This is a genomic window from Pseudomonas sp. YeP6b, from assembly GCF_025642995.1.
Taxonomy (GTDB): domain Bacteria; phylum Pseudomonadota; class Gammaproteobacteria; order Pseudomonadales; family Pseudomonadaceae; genus Aquipseudomonas.
Map to the genome: position 1 here is coordinate 2,671,321 of NZ_CP080090.1, position 18,698 is coordinate 2,690,018.

General features: G+C 56.7%; 16 protein-coding genes and 1 pseudogene. 8 read left to right on the forward strand and 9 right to left on the reverse strand.

Translation table 11 applies throughout. The annotated features are described in order from the left end of the window. Positions 1–742 precede the first annotated feature (742 nt). The 5 genes from KZH41_RS12070 to KZH41_RS12095 form a co-directional block, all read right to left on the reverse strand. Positions 743–1,390 carry a glycosyltransferase family 25 protein gene (locus KZH41_RS12070; RefSeq protein ID WP_141240582.1) on the reverse strand — a complete coding sequence of 216 codons (648 nt, stop codon included), beginning with the start codon at positions 1,388–1,390 and terminating at the stop codon, positions 743–745. A gap of 118 nt (positions 1,391–1,508) precedes the next feature. After that, the gene (locus KZH41_RS12075; protein ID WP_094952083.1) at positions 1,509–1,838 is read right to left on the reverse strand and encodes a hypothetical protein; all 330 of its coding nucleotides are present in this window, start codon (positions 1,836–1,838) and stop codon (positions 1,509–1,511) included. Positions 1,839–2,067: 229 nt separating this feature from the next. Beyond that, positions 2,068–3,129: an ATP-binding protein gene (locus tag KZH41_RS12085; protein ID WP_094952085.1), complete on the reverse strand. Its 1,062-nt coding sequence runs from the start codon at positions 3,127–3,129 to the stop codon at positions 2,068–2,070. Continuing rightward, on the reverse strand, positions 3,126–3,875 hold the full coding sequence (locus KZH41_RS12090) for a response regulator (protein ID WP_094952091.1): 750 nt from the start codon (positions 3,873–3,875) through the stop codon (positions 3,126–3,128). The genes KZH41_RS12085 and KZH41_RS12090 overlap by 4 nt, the downstream gene beginning before the upstream one ends. A gap of 313 nt (positions 3,876–4,188) precedes the next feature. Continuing rightward, on the reverse strand, positions 4,189–4,491 hold the full coding sequence (locus KZH41_RS12095; RefSeq protein WP_176462971.1) for a hypothetical protein: 303 nt from the start codon (positions 4,489–4,491) through the stop codon (positions 4,189–4,191). A gap of 218 nt (positions 4,492–4,709) precedes the next feature. On the opposite strand from KZH41_RS12095, the gene KZH41_RS12100 reads away from it, so the two are divergent. Beyond that, complete coding sequence (locus KZH41_RS12100; protein WP_094952086.1) at positions 4,710–5,486, forward strand: ABC transporter substrate-binding protein; 777 nt, start codon at positions 4,710–4,712, stop codon at positions 5,484–5,486. 573 nt (positions 5,487–6,059) lie between these two features. Here the strand turns inward: KZH41_RS12100 and KZH41_RS12105 are convergent. Genes KZH41_RS12105 through KZH41_RS12115 form a run of 3 tightly spaced genes read right to left on the reverse strand, consistent with a single transcriptional unit; the run spans position 6,060 to position 8,786 of the window. Next, the gene (locus tag KZH41_RS12105; protein ID WP_094952087.1) at positions 6,060–6,686 is read right to left on the reverse strand and encodes a transcriptional regulator; all 627 of its coding nucleotides are present in this window, start codon (positions 6,684–6,686) and stop codon (positions 6,060–6,062) included. Beyond that, the gene (locus KZH41_RS12110; RefSeq protein WP_263274872.1) at positions 6,686–7,819 is read right to left on the reverse strand and encodes an NAD(P)/FAD-dependent oxidoreductase; all 1,134 of its coding nucleotides are present in this window, start codon (positions 7,817–7,819) and stop codon (positions 6,686–6,688) included. The genes KZH41_RS12105 and KZH41_RS12110 overlap by 1 nt, the downstream gene beginning before the upstream one ends. 19 nt (positions 7,820–7,838) lie before the next feature. Continuing rightward, positions 7,839–8,786, reverse strand: a complete 948-nt coding sequence (locus tag KZH41_RS12115; protein WP_263274873.1) for an ornithine cyclodeaminase family protein — start codon at positions 8,784–8,786, stop codon at positions 7,839–7,841. Between the two features lie 1,035 nt (positions 8,787–9,821). On the opposite strand from KZH41_RS12115, the gene KZH41_RS12120 reads away from it, so the two are divergent. The 4 genes from KZH41_RS12120 (at position 9,822) to KZH41_RS12135 (ending at position 14,774) form a co-directional block, all read left to right on the forward strand. Further along, positions 9,822–13,517 (forward strand): DUF637 domain-containing protein, encoded by a 3,696-nt coding sequence (locus KZH41_RS12120; protein WP_263275100.1) that lies wholly within the window; start codon positions 9,822–9,824, stop codon positions 13,515–13,517. Continuing rightward, the gene (locus KZH41_RS12125; RefSeq protein WP_226501951.1) at positions 13,514–13,912 is read left to right on the forward strand and encodes a hypothetical protein; all 399 of its coding nucleotides are present in this window, start codon (positions 13,514–13,516) and stop codon (positions 13,910–13,912) included. Before KZH41_RS12120 ends, KZH41_RS12125 begins: the two co-directional genes overlap by 4 nt. 128 nt (positions 13,913–14,040) lie before the next feature. Further along, positions 14,041–14,331: a hypothetical protein gene (locus tag KZH41_RS12130; RefSeq protein ID WP_141230115.1), complete on the forward strand. Its 291-nt coding sequence runs from the start codon at positions 14,041–14,043 to the stop codon at positions 14,329–14,331. Next, entirely contained in the window at positions 14,328–14,774 is a 447-nt protein-coding gene (locus tag KZH41_RS12135; RefSeq protein WP_263274874.1) for a hypothetical protein, read from the forward strand. Before KZH41_RS12130 ends, KZH41_RS12135 begins: the two co-directional genes overlap by 4 nt. Positions 14,775–15,195: 421 nt before the next feature. On the opposite strand, the gene KZH41_RS12140 is transcribed toward KZH41_RS12135, so the two are convergent. Next, positions 15,196–15,483 (reverse strand): RstR family transcriptional repressor, encoded by a 288-nt coding sequence (locus tag KZH41_RS12140; protein WP_263274875.1) that lies wholly within the window; start codon positions 15,481–15,483, stop codon positions 15,196–15,198. Positions 15,484–15,965: 482 nt separating this feature from the next. Between KZH41_RS12140 and KZH41_RS30285 the strand changes: the two are divergent. The 3 genes and pseudogenes from KZH41_RS30285 to KZH41_RS12155 form a co-directional block, all read left to right on the forward strand. Continuing rightward, positions 15,966–16,514 (forward strand): annotated as a pseudogene (locus tag KZH41_RS30285) (hypothetical protein); the annotation flags it as partial. A gap of 63 nt (positions 16,515–16,577) precedes the next feature. Then, a protein-coding gene (locus KZH41_RS12150; RefSeq protein ID WP_094953915.1) for an IS3 family transposase occupies positions 16,578–17,740 on the forward strand; the annotation gives its coding sequence in 2 pieces (ribosomal slippage) (positions 16,578–16,830 and positions 16,830–17,740; 1,164 coding nt in all). 309 nt (positions 17,741–18,049) lie between these two features. Then, entirely contained in the window at positions 18,050–18,439 is a 390-nt protein-coding gene (locus KZH41_RS12155) for a hypothetical protein (protein ID WP_263273626.1), read from the forward strand. Positions 18,440–18,698 lie beyond the last annotated feature (259 nt).

Below are 18,698 nucleotides of genomic sequence, written 5' to 3' on the forward strand. Positions count from 1 at the left end.
TCCCTCGCCACAAAGTGAATGCCTGCTAACCCCGCAAAGACCTTTGGATTTGATGATCAAAGGTCTCTAGAAAATCCTTCATCCTGACGTCTCCCAGGTCGACCGCTTTAACGTCGAACGTCGCGATAAACGTGACGTCGGTGATACCCAGGACGTTCAGGGTCAGTTTCAAAGAGTGAATCGCAATGTCACGGCCTTTGATCGTCGCCTAGGCTCGGTGTGCCCGCACGCAGGCTTGAAACCGTGGGCCGCCTGGGCCTGTCAGATCAAGATCAACAGCAGAGCACGGCGGCCTGAAAGCCGACCTGAATGGTTGAAGCAGAAACAAAGCAAAAGCGCAGCAGCACTTCTCTGTCTGATGTACTGAGATCCAAATGTGGGAGCTAGCTCGGCTGCCAAGATCAGTTTGGCTGCCAGCACCGCAATGCTCTGCTTTTCTGGGGGAGCTGGCTTGTCGGATCGCCGCACCGCTGCGATGCAGAGACCTCGGTCTATCAGTGCCACACAGTCGACGCCATCGCAGCGGTGCGGCGCCCCGTTAAGCCCCGCTGGCCACCCACGGTCCAAAGCCTGCGGGTGGTGCCGAGTGGTGGGGCAAGAGCTCTTTTAGTGACGTTTGGGGCTCTTTGCCGCTGACCAGGCAGAAATACACCAGCGAGCACAGGTCACTGTGTTTGCCGGGTGCCTAGCTTCGCGGGTCAGGTAGCAACGTCAGGCCTGCGGGAGGAGGCGGGTGTAGCGACTAAAAATCTTTCCTGATCAGTGTTTTTCCAACGTTTCGGAGGATCTCTCGGTACTGTCTTTTCCAGTTGTTTTTCCAGAACAGCATCGTGGACCCTGAGCTGATATCGCTCGGGTTGATTTCTTCTGGTTGTTGTTGGCAGATCATCGGGAATGCGCAGTAGGCTTTGAAGTGCTTGGAGTAGAGCCTGTCTATCGGCTGTTCAGCATACTCAAACGTCAGCAGTTTTCTGCACGCTGAATCAGACATGATGTAAGCGTGAGTCCCTTTGGCGCGGCATCGGGCGACGTTCCAACTCCACGTGAGCCACAGCGTGCCCAGGGTCACACCGAGGAAAAAAATATCAGGCTGCCTTGAGCGCAAGAAGTGATTGATGCGCTGGATAGTCGAGCCTTTCACGCCGACCAGCGTGGCGTCATCTTCCAGGATCAGGACGTTTTTATACCCGCGTTCAAGGGCCAGCGCCGCGCAGGCCTGATGGGAAGTAAAACACCCGCGTTCAGGGTTGGTATCGCGTTTGGCAAGGTAAAATTCAATGTTCAAGTCAGCGTCTGCGAATTCCCTTAGAAGCAACGTACGGCGGTCCTCACGCTCTTCAAGGCTGATGCAAAACACACCGTCCACTTGTAATGCTCCTAAAGATGACATGGTCGCGATCACTGCCTTTAAACGTCTAAGTAGGTCAGTGAGCGAGGCTATGTTTCGAGGCGGTCATCGTCTGTAGGAGAGTTCGTAAAGGCGTTGCCGAAAACGGCAATTTACTCCGCTAATACAGACAGCTTTCCCGCGCCTCTTTGAGCAAGTCACGGGTGGCATCCGCACGCAGCAGTAGTGTCATTTGCGTTTCGTCGATGATGATTTCCGCCACGATCAACCCACAAATCATCGGGGCGGTCACCAGCCAGTGGCAGTAGCACTGGGTCGTTACGGACACGCAGACGCCCACCACCCACAACGCCAACACCCATTTGGGCGCGCGTTGCTGCAGCGGGATCCAGAAGCGCTGTAGTTTCTTGAGGCGCAAGGTGTGCAGTCTCAGTGCGTCTTCAAGGGTTGATAAGTACGCGTTAGCGAAGTGTTGCTGTGCAGTTGACATAGTCTAGGCCACCTAGAGTGCTAAACGATCCGGGCGCGGCTGGGCAGCGTGCTTCCCAGCCAGGCCAAGTTCACGTGTTCAACTTCTACCCAGTGCTCACCGGCAGGTTTTTCACCACAGCTCTTGAACGCCCTGCAAACGCCGTGGGTATCCAACAAGGCAAAGTGTCGATAGCGGGCGGTTCGCGTGAACCCCCAGGAAAAAATACGCATCGCAGTCCCTGGTTAAATCAAGCGTGCCAGCTGAGTTCGAACAGCGTTCCGCCGTTTTCCATCCGTCGGCAGGTCACGGCCCCACCATGGGCGAGGGCAATCGCGCGTACCACCGCCAGGCCCAGGCCGCTGCCACCCTGGGCACGGGAGCGGGAGTGTTCACCGCGTTGGAAGGCCTCGAATATGTGCTTGGCGAAACCCTCGTCAATGCCGGGGCCGTCATCGCGCACGCGCAGGTAATTGATTGAATCGCGGGTACTCAAATGCACGACGACGTTGCCCGGTGTCGCGTGCCGGCGGATATTGTCCAGCAGCGCCAACAAGGCCTGGCGGATCCTGGCCGGGTCGCAGCGCATCGTGCGGCGTTGCATGTCCAGCTGCAGCACAAACCCTGCGTCCGCCAGGCTCGGTTCGAACAGCCGCACATCTTCTTCAATCCCCGTGGCCAGGTCGGCTTCCTGCAGGTTGAGTTCCAGGTAGCCACTGTCGGCCAGGCCGACGACGCGCAAATCCTCGATCACGCGGGTCAAGCCTTCCACTTGGCCCAGCAGGCTGTAGAACTGCGCGGTGTCGGGCTCGAACACGCCTTCGGCCAAACCCTGCAGGCGCCCGCGCAGGATGGTCAGGGGCGTGCGCAGTTCGTGGGCAATCGCTGCATTCCAGAACGCCTGCTCCTGTGCCATACGCTGCAAGCGTTTGGCCATGCTATTGAAGTCATCCACCAGAATGGCCGCCTCACCAATGGATTGGTCGCCGGCCACGGCTTGCACGTCCAAGTCGCCGTCCGCCAGTTTGCGCAGGTTCTCGGCCACCGAGTTCAAGGGCATCAGGATCCGCCGAGATAATTTCAGCGCCACGATCGAACCCACCGCCAAGCTCACGCACGTGGTCAAGCCCATCCATATCCACTCGGCACTGGCCGGCAGCCACTGATCCACTTCGTCATCGGTGAGCGGCCAGTACGTCCAAAGCAACGCGTAGAAAATGTATGAGCCAATCACCGCCAACGCGATCACGCACAACACCACAACGGACATCGACAGGATGATCTGACGGCTCAAGCCGTTAAACATTTTCACGAGGCACTTCCAAAACGGTAGCCGACGCCCCGAATGCTGGTGGGCACGCCCTGCAACCCGAGGTCTTCGATCTTGCGGCGCAGTTTGCTGATGTGGCTGTCGACCGTGCGTTCCAGGCTGTCACTTTCCGGGGAGCATTGGGCCAGCAGTTCGGCGCGGGTAAACACCCGTTTCGGCGCCTTGGCCAACTGGGCCAGCAAGCGGAACTCGGTGACGGTCAAGGCCAGCGGCACTTTTTTACCGGCGACAGTCACCGTGACTTCATAGCTTTCCAGGTCGATATCAAACGCATCCACCCGCAACACTGTGGGGCAGGCGCGGTAGCTGTAATCGAGGGAGCGGCGCAGCACCGCCTGGGTGCGGGCCACCACCTCTGCCGGGTTGAACGGTTTGACGATGTAGTCGTCGGCCCCGATGCGCAGGCCCATCAGCTTGTCCATGTCCTGATCCTGCGCCGTCAGCATGATCACCGGCGTATTGCCGCGATGGCGCACTTCGGCGAGTACCTGCCAGCCATCCACGTGAGGCATCAACACGTCCAGCAACAGCAGGTCCGGCTTGAGTGCCAGGTGCATTTCTAAGGCGTGCCGGCCATCGAGTGCGTGGGCGGTGCGAAAACCGCTGCGTTTGAGATAAGCAATCAGGATGTCGGCGATCTCGGGCTCGTCTTCCGCAATCAGTACCAGCGCCTGAGTTTCGCGGGCGTTGTCCGGTCGGGGCATCGATGCAACGGGAAAATCATTCATGGTCTGCTCGGTGAATTGGTCGCGCGCCGTCCCATCCCTGTGCTCGCGGTTATCTGCCGTGTCTTGGCTGCCGTCCGTTGCCGTGTTCGAATGTTGATCATAGCCTTTGGGTGATGCCATTCGACCGTGGTCGGTGCATTGTGCGCAACAAACGTGCGCTTTTATGGGAGGTTTTGTGGAGGGACGATGGAGATGGGCAATAATTTTGCCCGCCGCACTCATTTCAGCTCAGGCTCGATCAGGCCGGCCACGCCACGCACGATGACCTCTGGGTAGCTGTATTCGGCATTGAGGTTGGTCAACACCACCACGGTCAGTTTGTCGTCGCTAAACCGAGAGAGGTGCGACGTGAAGCCTGCCAAGAGCCACCGTGCTCGACCACCCGGTGGCCGTTGATCGAGCGGATTTCCCAGCCAAAACCATAGCCCTTGGCGAGCACGACCCGGCCGTTTCGATAAATCCCCAAGGGCCGCCCCGGCAAGCCCTGCCGGGCCATTTCGGCGGCTACATAGCGGTCGATCGCCATGCTTTGTTCGCGGCTTAGGGCGTCTGCATCCACCGCCGCAGCCAAGCAAGAGGACATCATCAGGATGCTCGCCGTTATGGTTCGAAACATAAAACCTCAAGCCTTTAACGCCGTCTATGGGCGCCCAGTCTGGCCAACAGGTATGGAGCTTCATGGGAGGTTTTATGGCGCTGGCGTGGATGAATCAGGCGGATTGACGAGCAATACACAAAAGTCCAATATGGAATTATAAGTACATAAAATGTTCCGCCGGCTCCTTTCTTTCTTCACTTCTTGCCAAACCAACAACAACTTGCGAGACAACGATCATGAAGAAACGCACGCTTATCACCGCTCTGGCCCTGAGCCTGATTGCTTCCAGCCATGTGCTGGCAGCCGACAAACCCCTGCGTATCGGCATCGAGGCGGCGTACCCGCCGTTCGCGTCCAAGACGCAAGAGGGCAAGATCGAGGGGTTCGACTACGACATCGGCAACGCCCTGTGCGCGCAGATGAAAGCCAAGTGCGTGTGGGTGGAAGGTGAGTTCGACGGCCTGATTCCTTCCCTCAAGGTGAAGAAAATCGACATGGCCCTGTCGTCCATGACCATCAACGAAGACCGCAAGAAGTCGGTGGACTTCAGCCACAAGTATTACTTCACCTCCTCGCGCTTGGTGATGAAGGACGGTGCGGTGGTGGATGACCAGTACGCCAGCCTCAAAGGCAAAACCATCGGCGTGCAACGCGCCACGACCACCGACCGTTATGCCACCGAGGTGTTCGAGCCCAAGGGCATCAAGGTCAAGCGCTACAGCAACAACGAAGAGATCTACATGGACCTGGCGTCGGGGCGCCTGGACGCGATCTTTGCCGACACCATCCCGCTGAGTGACTTCCTGAACATGCCGCGCGGCAAGGGCTACGCCTTCGTCGGCCCGGAACTCAAGGACCCCAAATACGTGGGCGAGGGCGCTGGGATTGCGGTGCGCAAAGGCAATACCGCGTTGGTCAGCGAGTTGAATGCCGCCATCGACGGCATCCGCGCCAGTGGCGAGTACCAGAAGATTTCACAGAAGTACTTCAAGTCGGATATCTACGGCGACTGACTGTGAATACGGTTTTGAACCTAGCCTAGGTCTATGTGGGAGCTGGCTTGCCTGCGATAGCTGTCTGTCAGTCAATTCTTCATTGGCTGATGCACCGCTATCGCAGCATAGGTATCTACACATCTTTTTTACGGGTTGAGTACTGTGGTTGACGAGGGGCCGCTGGGTACATATCCGTTATTTGGATCACGGCTGCTATGGGTTCCGCCCTTACGGCGGCTCACTTTTGAACAGCGCAAAAGTAAGCAAAACGCTCTTGCCCCACCACTCGGCACCTCGCTTAGGCTCGGTGCGGCCAGCGTGGTTAACGGGGCGCCTGAGATCAAAAACAGATCAAGATCAAAAGCGAAGCCGAGGCGACCTGATCTTTGAAGCTGAACTCAGCCAAGTGTGGGAGCGGCGGTGCGACGATTCGACTTGCCCGCGAAGGCGTCGGCTCAGCAAACATTGATGTTGACTGACCCACCGCTTTCGCGGGGATGTGGTGGCCTTTGAAAGTTGTGTAGATACCTATGGCTATCGCAGGCAAGCCAGCTCCCACAGTTGACCGGTGGTGTTTCGAAGATTATCTGCTCAGCCCTTCAATTCCTTAAGGTGCTTGTAAACCGTCGCCCGCCCCATCCCCAGCACATTCGCCACATAGTTCGAAGCGCTCTTGCCCTTGAACGCGCCTTCGGCATGCAACGCCAACACCAGTTCGCGCTTATGGTCGCGGGTCAGCAGGTTCAGGCTCAACTGACGCTCGCGCATCCACGCATGCAAGAAGGTGTTGATCCGTTCCTGCCAGTCATCACGAAACAGCGAGTCCGGTTGCGGGATCAGCTTGCTTGGCGACAGGAACAGATCCAACGCCGCCTTGGCATTTTCGAACAGCGAGATATTCAGGTTGATGCACAGCACCGCCAGCCGGTGACCTTTGTGGTCGTGGAGCACGGTGCTCAGGCTGCGAATTTTCTGACCGTCCCAATTGAGCTTTTCGTACGGGCCGATATTCACTTCGCTGACGTCATCGCTGAGCATGTCCTCCAACGATGAGTCGTCACCGAGGGCGCGTTTGGACAGGTTATTGGCGATGTAATCGACTTTTTGCGTGCGCAGGTCATGCAGCACCACTTCCGCGTGGGGAAAGAACAACGTGGCGATCGCATCGGCAATCGCGCGGAAGTTCTGCATGACCTTGTCGTGTTCGGCGGTGTTCATTAATGCGGCTCCAGGCGGACGGGCGAGAGCATACCAGCGTCCAGGCCGAATCGCGTCAACGGCTCCGGCAGCGGCGCGCCACGCACCAGGGCTGCGCTCGCCTGGCCCATGGCCGGTGATGTCTGGATGCCATAGCCGCCTTGTGCCGCCACCCAGAACAACCCGGGCACCTGCGGATCGAAGCCCGAGAGCAAATCACCGTCGTGCACAAAACTGCGCAGGCCGGCCCAGGTCCGCGTCGGGCGGCGGATGGTCAAGGTGGTGGCTTCTTCGATCTGATAGATGCCCATGGCGATGTCGAGTTCTTCGGGCTGCACATCTTGCGGTTCAACCGGGTCGGCGTTGGCCGGTGAGCCCAGGAACATGCCGGCGTCGGGCTTCATGTAGAAGGCTTCGTCGAGGGCCACCAGCATCGGCCAATGATGGGTGTCCACGCCTTCGGGCCCGGCGAAGATAAACGCCGAACGGCGCTTGGGTTGCAGGCCGATGGACGCCGCGCCAGCCAGCCCGCCGATATGGTCGGCCCACGCGCCGGCGGCGTTGATGATGATCGGCGCGGTGTACGTCGCATCCTGGGTGCTCACATGCCACAGGCCGTCGGCGTCACGGTTCAAACCGAGCACGTGGCTGTCGGTGCGCACTTCGCTTTGGTTACGCCGGATGCCGCGTAAATAACCCTGGTGCAGAGCGTCGGTGTCGATGTCGCTGGCGGTGGGGTCGAAGATTGCGCCATGGACTTTTTCACGGCGCAGGATCGGCAACCGCGCGCAGGCCTCGTCGGCACTCAGCCGCTCGACCTGCGACACGGTGGCCTTGGCGCTCAGGTATTGGCTCTCCAACTCCGCTGGGTCGCCGCTGAAATCCACGGTCATTTCGCCGCGCGGCGTCAGCAGCGGGTGCTCACAGAAGCCTGCGGGTGGGTTGTCGAAGAACTCGCGGCTGGCCAGGGTCAGCGCGCGCACTTGCGGGGTGCCATAAGCTGCCGTATAGAGCGCCGCCGAACGCCCGGTGGAGTGATAGGCCGGGTGGTTTTCGCGCTCCAGCATCAGCACTTTGCCATGCTGCGAGAGCCAGAAACCTGTGGACGCGCCAGCAATGCCGCCGCCGATGATGATGAAATCTGCATGGCTCATAAACGTCTCCTTAAAGCGCTTAGCGCTGGATTTGGTACAGGGCATTGGCCAGCGCAATGTCTTCCAGGCCCAGGCCGATCGAGCGGAAAAACACATGGCGGTCGTAGTCCGGGCGCTGCGCCATGTCGCTGAGTAATTCGGGCAGGTCGCCGACGATGGCGCGCTTGTCCCAGCCGTGGCGTTCACTGGCGATCAGCATCTCACCGGCCGCGCCCGGGGTAGTCTGGCGATAGTCGCAGAACACGTGCATGTGCTCGAGGCTCGCAGGCGGCACTTCATGGGCGCGCGGGGCATTGGTGCTGATGGAGGTGATCAGTGCGGGTTTGCGCAAGCGTGTCGGGTCGATCACCGGGCCTGCCGAGGAGGTGCAGAGCAGAATGACGTCGGCATCTTCCACGGCCGCGTCGCAGGTCTGGGCGAGGGTCAGGCGTGGGTCCAGGCCTTTGAGGTGGGCGAGGGTCTCGGCATTTGCTCGGCTCAGGCTGGGCGAATACAGGCTGATGTGCTGCCAGTCGCGCAGGTTCTGCACATAACGCAGATGCGCCTGGGCAACCTTGCCGCTGCCGATAATCGCCAGGCGCCGTGCTGCCACCGGCGCCAGGGCGTCCACCGCCAATGCTGTGGTGGCGGCGGTGCGCGCGGTGGTCAACTCAGCCGCATCGCAGAGCAACAAGGGCTGGCCGGTGCGCATCGACATCAACAGCGTCCATGCCGTCACCAGCGGGCCTTGCTCGCGCACGATGTACGGCGAGGTCTTGACCCCGTAAACCCCGTCTTCGGCCAGCACGCCCAGGTAGTTGATAAAGTCGCCGGCGCCCTGCGGGAACGCCACCCACTGTTGCGCCGGTTGCACTGCAAGCCCTGCGGCCAGGTCGCGAAACAGCTTGCGCAGGATGTGAGGCACATCGATCTGGGCGAGTAATTCGCGAGCCTGGGCTTGGTTGATCACGCGGGGCGTGCTGGACATGGCGATCTCTGCAAATAAACTAATTTGTCCATTATGGACTTTTAGTTCTTCTGGGCAATATCCGTATTAAAAAAAGCTACGTCGCCGCCTTCCGATCAAAGTGATGCGCACCGTACCAAGGCAGAGACCGGCGCGGGCAGCGGCCACTCCACCGCCATTTCCATCAACGCGCAACTGCGACCGGACCTGGCGCAACGGCAAGTCAACGCAGTAAGCCTGCCAGGCTTCACCTTGCCTACCGGTCAGAACGGCTTGTTCCGCCTGAGCGGGCAGGGCGCCACCCAAGGGCAAGCGGCCCAAGGCACTACAGGCCCGCAGAACTGGACACTCGGCGGCGCGAGAGTCGACCTGGCGCAACGTCAACAAACCCTTCCAGCGAACTCGGCACGCACGCTTCAACTGGGCGACGTCGCCCAGGTGTCCGCAAGCACCCACGCACTGAGCGTCGCGGCCCGTACCGCAGGCAGCATTGATGCCAGTGCACGCGCGGTCAACGCTGCCGGCGTCGGCAGTGCCGATGCTGTCGTGCAACAGTCCGGCCGCACGACCGCTGGCGGTATCGCGCATGTCGACGGTATCGCGGCGTTAAGTGGCAGTGCCCAACCCGCCGTCGACCTTTCGCCGGTCCTGGTTGAGCGAGATGCACGGGTTGCTGTTACCGCGCCTGAGCGCCCGGCTTCGCTCCCAACGCTTGCTCCGCATGACGCCGTGGCCACCGTTGCGACTCAAACCAGTACGCAACCGAGCACCGTCAACAGCCAAACCATCAGCCGTGTGCAAGGCCTGCCCGCTAGAAGCGGCGTGTCGCAAGCGCACAAATACCTGATCGAAACCAACCCCGTGCTCACCGACATGAAGCAATTCATGAGCTCGGACTACCTGCTCTCTGGCCTGGGCTACAACCCGGACGAGAGCGCCAAGCGCCTGGGCGATGGTTTCTACGAACAGCGCCTGATCCAGCAAGCCGTGGTCGCGCGCACCGGCCAACGCTTTCTCGACGGGCAAACCACCGACGAGAAACTGTTCAAACACCTGATGGACAACGCCATCGCCAGCAAGCAAACGCTGAATCTGGCCGTGGGGGTAAACCTGACTTCCGAGCAAGTGGCAGCGTTGACCCACGACATCGTCTGGCTGGAAAAGAGCGTGGTCAACGGCGAAGAAGTGCTGGTGCCGGTGCTGTACCTGGCCAACGCCAACAACCGCCTGGCACCCACCGGCGCGCTGATTGCGGGTAACGATGTCAGCCTGATCGCCGGGCAAGACCTCAACAACGTCGGCACCCTGCGCGCCAGCAACAACCTGTCGGCCAAGGCCGGCAATGACCTGGTGAACAGCGGCTTGATTGAAGCGGGCAACCGCCTGGACCTGCTGGCCGGCAACAACATCGTCAACAAGGCCGGCGGCATCATTGCAGGCCGCGACGTCACCCTGACCGCCGTGAACGGCGACGTGATAAACGAACGCACCGTCACCCGTCACGACAGCAGCGACGGCGTCTCCAGCGAACACCGCGAGTTCCTCAGCAGCGCAGCCCGTATCGAAGCGGCCAACGACCTGAGCATCCAGGCCGGGCGCGACGTCTCCAACCAGGGCAGCGTGCTCGACAGCGGGCGCGACACCACGATTCAGGCCGGGCGCGACCTGAGCTTTGGGTCGGTGGAGCAGGTCAACAGCAACGCCAACACCCAAACGCGCTCCAACAGCAGCTCCGTCACGCAGAACGGCTCGTCGGTGACGGCGGGTCGCGACCTGTCGGCAAAGGCCGGTAGGGATTTGACTGCGATTGCCAGCCAGATTGAAGCCAAGCGGGATGTGGCGATGGCGGCGAGTGGGGACCTGATCTTGGCTTCGGCGGCGGATGAGCAGCATGCGGCGTTGAACCTGAAGAAGGTTAAGGCGCAGGAAGACCATGTGAGCCAGGTGGCGACTTCGGTTAAGGCTGGGGGGGATGTGGTGCTCAGCGCTGGGAAGGACTTAGCGCTGATTGCCAGCCGTGTCAGTGCTGGGGATGAGGCGTATCTAGTGGCGGGTGGCAACTTGGCGTTGCTGTCGGCGCAAGACAGTGATTACTCGCTGTATGACATGAAGAAGAAGGGCAGTTGGGGCAGCAAGGAAACCCAGCGTGATGAAGTCACTCAGGTCACGAACATCGGCAGCCAGATCACCAGTGGCGGCAATCAGACCCTGCAAAGCGGTGGGGACCAGCTGTACCAGGGCGCCAAGCTTGAAAGTGGCGGCGATATAGCGATTGTCAGTGGTGGGTCGGTGACGTTTGAGGCGGTCAAGGACCTGCATCAGGAGAGTCACGAGAAGAGCAAGAGTGACCTGGCGTGGAACAGTGCCAAGGGGAAGGGTAATACCGACGAGACGCTACGCCAGACTCAAATGCTGGCGCAGGGGAAGGTAGCCATTCAGGCAGTGGATGGCCTGAAGATCGATATCAAGAAAATCGACCAGCACTCCGTCAGCGAGACCATCGACGTGATGGTCAAGGCGGACCCGCAACTCGCTTGGCTGAAAGACGCTGAGAGGCGCGGCGATGTTGACTGGCGGCAAGTGCAAGAAATGCATGATTCGTTCAAGTACAGCCATTCCGGCCTTGGGCAAGGGGCGATGCTGGCGATCATTATTATTGTATCGGTGCTGACGGCCGGAGCAGCTAGCGGTCCGCTCGGTACGGCGTTTGCGGGTGTGGGGTCTGCGGGTTCTGGCACTGCGATGGCCGCCGCTGGCAGTTCGGCGATGGTGTCAGCAGGTACGGCAGCCGGTACAGCGGCCGCAGGATGGGGCAATGTCATGGCCACCGCTGCACTGTCGTCAGTTGCTAGCAACAGCGCGGTTAGCTTTATCAACAACGGTGGCAACATCGGCGCAACGTTCAAGGATATTACTTCAAGCAAAAGCATTCGTAATTATGTCACTGGGGCGTTGACCGCAGGTTTCACTGCGGGGGTATTGGACCCAGCGTTTGGAGTTACGGGTGATAACGTCAATAAGGTCACCAAAGGCTTCAATCTTAGTTCTGCATCGGATATCGGCAAGTTTGCGGCTTATTCAGGAGCGCAGGGGGCTGTACAGGCAGGTTTCGGGACGGCGTTGCAGGGGGGCAGTCTTGGAGACAACCTCAAGCAATCGTTGGTGTCGCAGGCACAGGGTGTGCTGCGAGGTGTGGCCTTTAATGCGGTTGGTGATTTTGCTGACCATAAGAAGTGGGACAACGCTAGCATCGAGAAGACAGCTCTCCATGCGCTGGTCGGTGGTTTGCTCAGTGAGGCGGCAGGCGAAGGCTTTGTCACCGGAGCGATGGCCGCGGGAGCAAACGAGGCGTTAAGTAACCGTTTAAGCGCGTTGGTGAAGGGCGATAAGCAGCTTGAATTGGCGGCGTCTCAGTTAGTGGGCCTTACAGCGGCAGCGATGGTGGGTGGTGATCTGCAAACCGGGATCGACATCGCCAAAGATGCGACGGCCTATAACCGTCAGTTGCATCCCGAAGAAAAGCGTCTGCTTAAAGAAAAAGCGGCTCAACTAACCCGCGATCATGTGCAGCAAAATCAGTCAGGGTTCAGTTGGGAGGAATTGTTGACATTGGCTAGTGACAGCCAGTTGGACAACAGCACCGCCCGAAAATACGAAGCTTTGCGTGCTCAGTTGGACTCACCCACTCAGCGAGGAAATCCGCAGGTTGAGCTTTTTTACAGGGCTATGGAATTTGCCCAAGCGGTTGTGAACCAGATGAGTGCTCAGGGCACGCCGCTTCGTTGGAGAGACGGCTCGGTTGTTACCGCACATGGCGAAGCGGTGCTGGCTTTCCAGGCTACCGCCGAGCAAAAAGCAGACAGCGGCCTATTTGGAGGCAACGGGGCCGGCTCTTGTGGACCAACAGGCGGCACGCTCCAGGCGGATGCCAATCGGTTTGGCGTTAAAACAGCGCTAAACCGACATCCCGAGATCAGCCTGTTCGACGGATCTAGCGATGTTTCTGACACCATCATCGAAGGCGTTAAGTACAAGGCTGAGATCAGTGGCTTAAAGGATTTTACCTTGCTCGACGTCTTGCCAATTGGGCGAGCCGCTGCGGTCGGGCGCAAGGTCGCGACTACGGTTGAAGCTGAATTCGTCGAGCAAGCGAGTGAGGCAGTACTGCGTGGTAGTGCCACTTTTGTTGAGAGCAAGGTCATCCAGGCAAATACAACGGTGCAACTGAGCGAAGCGGTGACACTCAAAGGTGGCAAGATCTTGCCGAAGGGCAGCGTTGTCACCGTTTCTGATGACGCGATGAAGGTTGTTTACCCGAATGGGGTTAGTGAAGTAGGCTCGTATAGCAAGGCTGTTTCTCAACCTCTGCTGCTGCCAGGTGCAAAAGAAATACCTAAGGAATTAGGTAAAGTGTCTTTTGATGCAGCTAATGGTGTGGGAACCATCTACTCTCCAAGAGTCACCATGAGCGGAAGTGAAATAACATTTGATGAGTTTGCGATAGGTACTTCGAAAGGATTCATTGGCGTTGGTGCTGATGGGGCCGCTGAATTAGCAGGACCATTGAAGAAAATGCTTGCTTATGCTCAGTCCCAAGGTGCAGGAAAAATTACTCTGACAGGTCGCTATGCATCCCCAGAAGGCTCTAAGCTTGGGACAGGTAGTTTTGATAATGTAAATCAGAATTTTTCCTTTAGCTTTCCCGCGACTAAGGAAGGCTTGAGGGATTTTTTAAAAGGCGTTGGACAATGAAGGTTCGTCGAACACTTGAAAAAAGGATGAAAGATGTTGAAGCCTTAGGTCGTGGGTTCTTTCATGAGGAAGCTGAAGATGGTGACATTTTATTTTCTACTGGGATAGAGGGTGGAAGGTTAGATGTATATGTTGATGGTTTTTTCTTTGGAAATAATGAAGTTGCGAATAAGGTGTTGTTTGCTGATATTTCTAGTATTGAAAGTCACCTGAATGTAGAACTTTTTTCGAATTCGAGTCGCTCGGGGGATGTTGATTTTTACGTTCCCTTAGATGTGAAATGTGGCTTGTCCAATTTTGCGTTATTTTTACCATTCTTGACTTACTCTAATGTTATGAATATTTTGGTTGGGCTTAGAGAGGATTGGGTGAGGCAGATATCTCCTAAAGGATAGTTGGTGCAAAAGGCGCAGGTACATCTCTAGAGCGAGGTCTTGCCTACGACAACCCATCTAACCTTATCCAAAGTCGTGTAAGTGAAATTCAGTCACAAATACCTGCGAATTCTCAAGGCCGAATAACTATGGGTGTTGCGGTAGTAGAGGATGCCAATGGTGTTCGCTCTGTTCTGGTCAGTACAAGTGAACCTCGTGGCTATCTTCGTCCTGGAGTGAGTTTGCAAGAAGGCGAGAAAGTAGTTGTTGGAACTGGCCACGCAGAAGCGGATATTGTTAGCTATGCCAACGCTAACGGATTGAAAGTTGTTGATATCGGTGCGACACGTCCTGTCTGTGCATCGTGTCAGAACGTAATTGAGCCGACAGGGGCCAATGTGTCAACGCCATTAAAACCACTGCCAAAGGCTAAACAATGATTATGCGTTTAGAAATGATTGATAAAGGACTTGTAGAAAAGCTTAAGTTGGTCAGTGAGGAGCAACGAAGAGTTGCTGTAAAAGTGGCTTGCGAACTTGCTTTCCAGGCTTGTCCAGTAGAAGTGCCTATTGTTGTCGAGTCTCTTAGGCAACTACTGTCTGGTAATAGACTCACAACTGATCAGGTTGCTGGGCTAGATGCTTTAGCTGCACAGTTAGATGAGAAGTATTTTGACTTGCAAGACAGCCTGGGTGAAGGGCAAAACTTAAATCTAGAAGGTCTTCAGTTGTTTGGCCAAGCTCGTGCTGTATCGGCGCTGTCATTAGCTGGTGGAGAGAATTCGCTTATGACAGCGACCGAAGCAATATATGAAGCATCGTCAGCCGTTGATGATGGAACTCATATTTTTAAAGCAGTACTTTCGGTTTTGCCAGAGTCTTAATCATTAGGTTTTTTGCTTTGGCTGAGATCCGGCGCACTCTTGCGCCGGTATTTCCAGTTTCTGTTGCGCCCTGATTGCACCCTGTTTGCACTCTTTTTGCATCCTTTCTGCAGTCAAGTTGCATCCCTTTTGCACCCACCCTGACGACCTACGGTCTATATTGCTCAATACGCCCTTTTTCAGCATGAGATTTTGCTCCTTAACAGGAGAAAAATCTCAATACACATCACGCACCTCTCGCGAGGTGGGTATTTTCTATATGTATCAATTAGTTATCCGGTTTCTGTCTGCTGGGTGCTGTTATACATTTGTAATACAAAACGAGTGTTTCACCCAGGAAGCACTGACGTGAGTTGTATAGCATTTGTTATACACAGCGGCAGCCCCACAGAACTGGTCCTTTTTTCAAGGTTGGCCCGTTTTATTGGCCCGGCAAGCTGTCTCTTTTAGTCGCAGCTTGTGTCCAGCGCTTGGCGTCGTGCATGTGCAATACGCTACTGATCACTGTCTCCAGGGCTTCGCGCTCTTTGTCATCCAGCTTGGAAATGGCCTCAAACTGAAGTTTCAGGCGGTCATCCGGCCCACGTTCTCCCTCATCAAATAGCAGCATATCGGCGCTGACACTCAGAGCCAGAACGGTCCTTCGAAAGACTTCGATGGTCGGTTGTGTTGTGCCTGCTTCATAGCGCCGTAGCTGCGAAATATGCACAATGGGGATCCGGAGACAAGATTGAGAGGGTTGTTGGCTAATCGTTCGATAAGCCAATCTGTTCCCGCGTTGGCTACAGCATTGGAGTCCGCGTTGCAAAGCGGTAGAGTCAAAGTCCAAGGCGTTACCGTTAAAGTCGGTTTGCCAGCACCCGCTAAAACAGGTCAAGCAGAAGTTAAGGTGGAACCATGGCCCAAAAAATAAATCAATTTGAACGCGTGGGTGTGAACCCAAGGTGGCCTTCCTACAAAAGCATACTCGCTCGCATCGCCAGAGGGCCGCATGTTGAGGACGCGTTTTATGTCGAAGCGATAAGTAGATACGTTACCCGGGAGGATGCAAAGCCCACTGATCCAATGATGGTTCCAAATAAAAACAATGCGACAAGTATCATCCCGAAGCGAATGGCACTGGGCAGACTTTATAAAGTTCTTGCCGCTGCCCCAGACAACCCGCAATGGTTGCAAGAATTGGCTCATTGGATGCGCTACTACCAAGTAGGTGTTTGGCAATTATTCTTTTGGGCACACCAGTACGATCAATTCTACGGCAACCATATTCGCCAACAAAACTACAGCTTCCAAACCGGTGCCAACATGATGGCCGCGATGGCGATCCTGGGTTGGAAGGATGCCGTCATCCATCAGGGCTATCTCACTCATGCGGCGCTTAATCGCGAACATCAGTTAGTGATCGAGTACGAAGAGCAGCACCGCCGCGCCCAAGCTTTTATGCTGCGCGTGTTTGCCGATTGGGTGGGCGATGTATCGCATCTTTGGCCGGCCTATGCATATGATGAGCCTATCTACGAAGCTCTACTGGCCAACTGGCGCACCGCCAACCCCGACGACTTGTTGCCCTGCCTGCTGGCCGCATGTGACCGCCACACCTGGCAAACCGGCAAAGACAGCCAAAAGAATTCGTACGATTTCGATCAGGAATGCCACATGGAGCGCGTGCCGGTGGAAATCCTCTACATATTGCGTCTACGCCAATGGGAAGGCTTGCCCAATCCTCAGCAGATTGATCATGTAGTGGTCTAATGAAACCGGACACCCATTTAGGCGAGAATGCTCGCCAGAACGAGGTGTCTCATGACCAAACAACGCCGTACCTTTTCCCCTGAATTCAAACGCGAGGCTGCCGACCTCGTTCTCAAGCAGGATTACAGCTTCATTGAGGCCAGCCGCTCGCTTAGTGTCGGCGAGTCTGCTTTGCGCCGCTGGGTTGACCAGGTGCAGCAAGAACGCACGGGCGTCACCCCGCAGAGCAAAGCGCTGACCCCGGAGCAGCAGAAAATCCAAGAGCTGGAAGCCCGAATTGCTCGCCTTGAGCGGGAAAAATCGATCTTAAAAAAGGCTACCGCGCTCTTGATGTCGGAAGATCTCGAGCGTTCGCGCTGATTGACCAGTTGAGCATCCACGAGCCGGTTGATTGGCTGTGCAAGGTGTTTGAAGTGACCCGCTCGTGCTACTACGCTCGGCATCTCAGGCGCCGCACACCGGATGTAGAACGCCTTCGATTGCGCAGTCGGGTGAACGAGTTGTTCACCCAAGGCCGCAGTGCTCCAGGTAGCCGTAGCATCATGGCTATGATGCAGGACGACGGCGAGCAGATCGGGCGATTCAAGGTGCGCAGCCTGATGCGCGAGCTGGAGTTGGTCAGCAAACAACCGGGATCGCATGCTTACAAAAAGGCGACGGTCGAGCGGCCCGACATCCCTAATATTTTGAACCGGGAGTTTGATGTGCCCGCTCCTGACCACGTCTGGTGTGGCGATATCACTTACATCTGGGCTCAAGGGAAATGGCAGTATCTGGCGGTTGTGCTAGATCTTTTTGCCCGCCGTGTTGTGGGCTGGGCGTTGTCGGGAAAGCCGGATGCGGACTTGGTCATCAAGGCCTTGGACATGGCTTACGAGCAGCGAGGGAAGCCTCAAGGATTGCTATTCCACTCCGATCAAGGCTCGCAGTATGGAAGCCGGAGTTTTCGCCAGCGCCTTTGGCGATATCGCATGCGTCAGAGCATGAGCCGGCGAGGAAATTGTTGGGATAATGCGCCGATGGAGCGGGTGTTCAGGAGCCTGAAAACCGAGTGGATACCGACCATGGGCTACACGACGGTCCAACAAGCTCAGCGGGATATCAGCCATTTTTTGATGCACCGGTACAACTGGATTCGACCGCACCAATTTAATGGTGGGCTGCCACCGGCTCAGGCCGAAAAAAAACTTAACATCGTGTCCGGGATCAGTTGACCACTACATCATCCGCTGATGGCCGCGCCCTTTGACCAATTGCCGCCCGAGCAGCCAGTGCCTGAGTTGGACGAATTGATGCAAGGTGTGCTCAAGCGCGCAAGGGAAGACTGGCCACAGTACGATGAAGTGCTGTCTTTGCCAGCATTGAAGAGTTGAATAGGTGCAAAAGGACCAGGGCAGGTTATTCCTGATGCAATCAGCCCACCTAAGTTCAGCCGGGTTGAAGACCTGTTTGGGCAGACATTTGAAAGTATCCCGCTGTCGCACCTTCCCAATTGGAAGACCGGTTCGCTTGTAAATGATGGGGTGTTGGGCGAGCAACTGGCCCTTCAAACCCTCAACGGAAAAACCGGCCTCAATTTCAAGCCATTGCAGAACGGTAGCAACCACGGCTGTGATGGCTGCGCGGTGGCGATCAATGGCGATACGATTACCGTGGTGGTGATGGATGCGAAGTCTTCGGTGAATGGCGTGAATAAGGCCGGTACGCCGCACGGAGATCCGGCGACGAGGTTGAGAGGGTGGTTGGGTAATAGCTCAATTGCCGATTCGGACCCAGCGTTACGTGATGCTTTGCGAGCAGCGCTGCTTTCTGAAAACGTCAAAGTCCAAGGCGTGACCGTCAAAGTCGGTGTTCCTGCCCCCGGTAAAACAGGTGTAGCAGAATTTAAGGTGGAACCATGGTCCAAGAAATAATTCAGTGCGAGCGCTCGGGCGTAAACCCGAAATGGCCTTCTTACAAAAGTGTGCTGGGGCGCATAGCCAAGGGGCCACATGTCTCGGATGAATATGAGATAGCCGGTATTCGCGAGTACGTTACTCGCGAGGATGCTTCGCCGAAGCGTTCAATGATGGTTCCAAACAGAAACAATGCAACAGATGCTCGTGCAGAATGGATGTCGGTGACAAGGGCTCACAAAGTACTTGCCACTGCAACGGGAAACCCGCGATGGCT

What these genes read in the sequence shown, in the direction of transcription:
- KZH41_RS12110 (WP_263274872.1), bottom strand. Translation starts at nt 7,819, where the DNA reads ATGAGCCATGCAGATTTCATCATCATCGGCGGCGGCATTGCTGGCGCG.
- KZH41_RS12095 (WP_176462971.1), bottom strand. Translation starts at nt 4,491, where the DNA reads ATGTTTCGAACCATAACGGCGAGCATCCTGATGATGTCCTCTTGCTTG.
- KZH41_RS12125 (WP_226501951.1), top strand. Translation starts at nt 13,514, where the DNA reads ATGAAGGTTCGTCGAACACTTGAAAAAAGGATGAAAGATGTTGAAGCC.
- KZH41_RS12105 (WP_094952087.1), bottom strand. Translation starts at nt 6,686, where the DNA reads ATGAACACCGCCGAACACGACAAGGTCATGCAGAACTTCCGCGCGATT.
- KZH41_RS12130 (WP_141230115.1), top strand. Translation starts at nt 14,041, where the DNA reads ATGGGTGTTGCGGTAGTAGAGGATGCCAATGGTGTTCGCTCTGTTCTG.
- KZH41_RS12070 (WP_141240582.1), bottom strand. Translation starts at nt 1,390, where the DNA reads ATGTCATCTTTAGGAGCATTACAAGTGGACGGTGTGTTTTGCATCAGC.
- KZH41_RS12120 (WP_263275100.1), top strand. Translation starts at nt 9,822, where the DNA reads ATGGACAACGCCATCGCCAGCAAGCAAACGCTGAATCTGGCCGTGGGG.
- KZH41_RS12100 (WP_094952086.1), top strand. Translation starts at nt 4,710, where the DNA reads ATGAAGAAACGCACGCTTATCACCGCTCTGGCCCTGAGCCTGATTGCT.
- KZH41_RS12090 (WP_094952091.1), bottom strand. Translation starts at nt 3,875, where the DNA reads ATGAATGATTTTCCCGTTGCATCGATGCCCCGACCGGACAACGCCCGC.
- KZH41_RS12075 (WP_094952083.1), bottom strand. Translation starts at nt 1,838, where the DNA reads ATGTCAACTGCACAGCAACACTTCGCTAACGCGTACTTATCAACCCTT.
- KZH41_RS12135 (WP_263274874.1), top strand. Translation starts at nt 14,328, where the DNA reads ATGATTATGCGTTTAGAAATGATTGATAAAGGACTTGTAGAAAAGCTT.
- KZH41_RS12115 (WP_263274873.1), bottom strand. Translation starts at nt 8,786, where the DNA reads ATGTCCAGCACGCCCCGCGTGATCAACCAAGCCCAGGCTCGCGAATTA.